This is a genomic window from Malikia sp. (assembly GCF_028687635.1).
Taxonomy (GTDB): domain Bacteria; phylum Pseudomonadota; class Gammaproteobacteria; order Burkholderiales; family Burkholderiaceae_C; genus Malikia.
In genome coordinates, this window is sequence record NZ_JAQTZS010000048.1 from 1 (window position 1) to 3,259 (window position 3,259).

Below are 3,259 nucleotides of genomic sequence, written 5' to 3' on the forward strand. Positions count from 1 at the left end.
TAGTGTTTTCACAATCTCTTTCAGATCAGGGGCTTATGAGTTTTGAAGCATGATAACACGGTCATAATAAAACACTATGAGCTTTTGGTAGAGTGCTGCAGGCTCATTCCTGATTTAGTAAAAATTAGAACGCTATCTGAAGCTATACATGATTGGGATTCTATAATCGATTCTGCCTATATGCATGGCGTGTTACCTTTGGTGCATAAATCACTTAGATCGATAAATACGATCAGTGAAAGCGTTAAAACTGAATTAAAAAATATTAACTTTTCGATCTCACGTCGTAATATGTTGATGAGTGCAGAGTTGATAAAAATCATAGAGCTTTTCAATGCAAACTCTATCCGCTCGATCGCAATCAAGGGTCCAGTACTCTCACAGATCATCCATAATGATATTACTCAACGTCAATTTACTGATTTGGATATTTTAGTCGATGAATCTCAGATTTATGAAGCAGTGAAATTATTGGTAGATATAGGGTACGAACCAGAATATTCGATTGAATATTTAAAAAACAAAACACTTCTAAAAGTAGGAAAAGATTTTCCGGTTACTAATACGGCAAATGATGTTTTGATCGAGTTTCATTGGCGTTTGTTTTTGGATCGTTATATTAAAAAGAGCAATATCGATTTGTTCAGTGAGAAAAATTATCATTGTGTAATCAATAATGTTTCTATCGAAACATTAGAACTCAATGCACAATTGCTCTATCTGTTATTGCATGGCTCTAAACATTATTGGGAACGTTTGGAATGGATTGTTGATATAGATCGATTGGTACGGTTATATGCAGATCAAATTGATTGGAAGCAATTGATCACTATGGCTCAGGAAATGGAAATAGAGTTTATGATGTATCTAGGACTGGCAGTGAGTAGCGAGCTCCTAGCGACACCTTTGGGTACGATAATCCTTGAGGGTATTCTTTCAGATCAACATGTTCAAAAAGCAAAAGAGGCGATAATTTTTCAAATCAACAATGATACGATTAAAAATGAGCATTCAGGACTGATCTCTTTTGAACAGCTTAATAAAATTTTTCTGTTGAAAGACAGCTCCAGAGGCTGGCTGCGTCAGTATATATTAGGGCTATTTCAAATCAAAGAGCTGGATGTCTATATGCTCAATCTTCCTAATTATTTAGCACCATTATATTATTGTGTGCGGCTGTATAGACTTTTCAAACAAAATGTGCTACATAGATAATGATCAAAAGTTATTATTCAGAAAAGTGTGTTATAATTAGTACAATTATATTTAAATGGGGACGATAAAGATGAGTGCATTATCAAATACTGGTATTGAAACTAGACGTCATTTTCTCAAAAACAGTCTTTACATGGCCCCAGCGTTGCTTGTGCTAGGATCTTTGGAAGCGCAAGCCCATTCAGGGGAAAAAGATTGCAATAGTGGACATAAATCATCTTCTTATTTGAGCCCGAAAAATTGCAATAGTGGTCATCAGAATAGCTGTGATCATAAAGGCAATAATGGATTTGGTAATGGTGATCAAGACGCTCCAGGCCATTCTTTACACCACAATAATGCTGAAAACTCACAAAAAACAATCCAAGATCCTCAAAAATGCAAAGTTAATAATGTCGGTGTGGATACTCACGGTGGACATGAAAAAGACATGGATGAGAACGGAAAAAAAGATGATGGCCATAATGGCTCTAGCTGCAAAACCAAATAATCCACTATAAAGTAGACAACTTATTCTTCGTCTACTTTTTAATTCCTATTTTATATCCCAGCATATCCCATAAAAAGAGTGGAGTTGAGACAAAGTTTCTTCTCCATAACCGCTTTGGCTCTTTGAGCAGTCTCGGCAGCCACTCTAAATGCAGATCTATCCAAAACTGTGACGGTCTTTGTACGGTTCCTGCATAAAAATCAAATACGGCTCCAATCGAGCTAGCTACTTTAAAATCAAGACTGTTTTTGTGTGCATACAGCCATTTTTCCTGTTTAGGTGCCGTCATCCCTACAAATAAAACATCGGGTTGGAAATCATTTACCACTTGGACGATTTCAGCATTGTCCTCAGCATTAAACTCAGGTTTAAATGGCGGTGAATAAAATTCAGCAGTGATGTTAGGGTATTCTCGTGTTAATCTCTCTTTGATCTTATCCAGGGTATTTTGTGACGCTCCCATGTAAAAACACTTGCCACTCTTAGTATTTAGTTGTTCCAACAGATGGATATGCAGATCCATGCCGGCAATTTTTTGGATTCTAACACGATGGATATTTTTAGCTGCCAGGACGATACCGCTTCCATCAGGGAGCAATACATCAGAATCACGAAGTGCGATTTCAAACAATGGATCGTTTTTAGCCGTAACGTATGAGTGCGGATTGATCGTATTGATGATTTGTTTCTCATCTGTGACATTGAGTTGATCTATGCTGTTTGTATATATGTCATAACTCATAATAGTCATAGGTAACCTTTTATACGAGGGATTTTAAATATTTTATTTTACTCATGCTATAAATAACAGTATAGCTTCCAAGTAGGATAAATATGAAAAAAGCAGGTAATAATATTATATTTTTAATTGTCATAGTCGGTTCAATCAGAAGTATAAAAGCAGGGTGTATGAGATAGACGCCGAAAGAATATAGGGATAGATGGCTCCATAGTTTAGGAAGCTTGAATTCACTGCTATTAGCGATAAAGAGATACAAGGTAATAGCTTGAAAAGCAATAAAGGGAGTGTAATAAGCAATAATAGGGATATTAACGTGCAGGATATGTTTTAGAATGATCGATGCCACTGAGATGGTAATCAGACTTAAAATAAAAAGGATCCCAAAGAGGGCTGTGTATTTTTGGAAACTGTTTTTGGTCTTATAAAGGTAATATCCTAAAATGAAGTAGCCTATATAACTGATAAATGATGAAAAAAGAGTTGATTGATTGTGAAAATAGTTACCAAGATAATTGTTGCCGATAGTGAAGATAAAAATAATAATAAGAAGGTGTTTTGTCTGTACCAAAGAGAGATTAGCGAGGAGAATACGTAAATACGGAGTAAATATATAGATACCAATGATCGCATACATAAACCATAGATGATAATATGGGGCACCTTTAAAAAGTGATCCTATTATATTAAATAGGGTGAAATCTTTAAAAATAAAAAGGTAAGCTAAAAAGAAAGCACTCCAAAAAAGTGTCGGAAGGACTATTTTACCCATCCGCTTTTTATAAAAAATCGATATAGATTCATTCGATTTATCA

At 35.2% G+C, this 3,259-nt stretch carries 4 protein-coding genes; 2 read left to right on the forward strand and 2 right to left on the reverse strand.

Annotated features, from left to right (window positions below):
• Positions 1 to 42: 42 nt before the first annotated feature.
• Together PHR85_RS15145 and PHR85_RS15150 are read left to right on the forward strand one after the other, a co-directional pair.
• On the forward strand, positions 43 to 1,215 hold the full coding sequence (locus tag PHR85_RS15145) for a nucleotidyltransferase family protein (protein WP_300056029.1): 1,173 nt from the start codon (positions 43 to 45) through the stop codon (positions 1,213 to 1,215).
• Positions 1,216 to 1,285: 70 nt separating this feature from the next.
• Positions 1,286 to 1,705 (forward strand): hypothetical protein, encoded by a 420-nt coding sequence (locus PHR85_RS15150; RefSeq protein ID WP_300056032.1) that lies wholly within the window; start codon positions 1,286 to 1,288, stop codon positions 1,703 to 1,705.
• A 31-nt stretch (positions 1,706 to 1,736) separates the two neighbouring features.
• Here the strand turns inward: PHR85_RS15150 and PHR85_RS15155 are convergent, their stop codons facing one another.
• Both PHR85_RS15155 and PHR85_RS15250 read right to left on the reverse strand, forming a co-directional pair.
• Positions 1,737 to 2,447, reverse strand: a complete 711-nt coding sequence (locus tag PHR85_RS15155) for a WecB/TagA/CpsF family glycosyltransferase (RefSeq protein ID WP_300056035.1) — start codon at positions 2,445 to 2,447, stop codon at positions 1,737 to 1,739.
• 19 nt (positions 2,448 to 2,466) lie between these two features.
• Positions 2,467 to 3,240, reverse strand: coding sequence for an acyltransferase (locus PHR85_RS15250; protein ID WP_367278767.1), 774 nt, complete (start codon positions 3,238 to 3,240; stop codon positions 2,467 to 2,469).
• Positions 3,241 to 3,259 lie beyond the last annotated feature (19 nt).

Coding starts and splice junctions, on each gene's coding strand:
- PHR85_RS15150 (WP_300056032.1), top strand. CDS start 1,286: ATGAGTGCATTATCAAATACTGGTATTGAAACTAGACGTCATTTTCTC.
- PHR85_RS15155 (WP_300056035.1), bottom strand. CDS start 2,447: ATGAGTTATGACATATATACAAACAGCATAGATCAACTCAATGTCACA.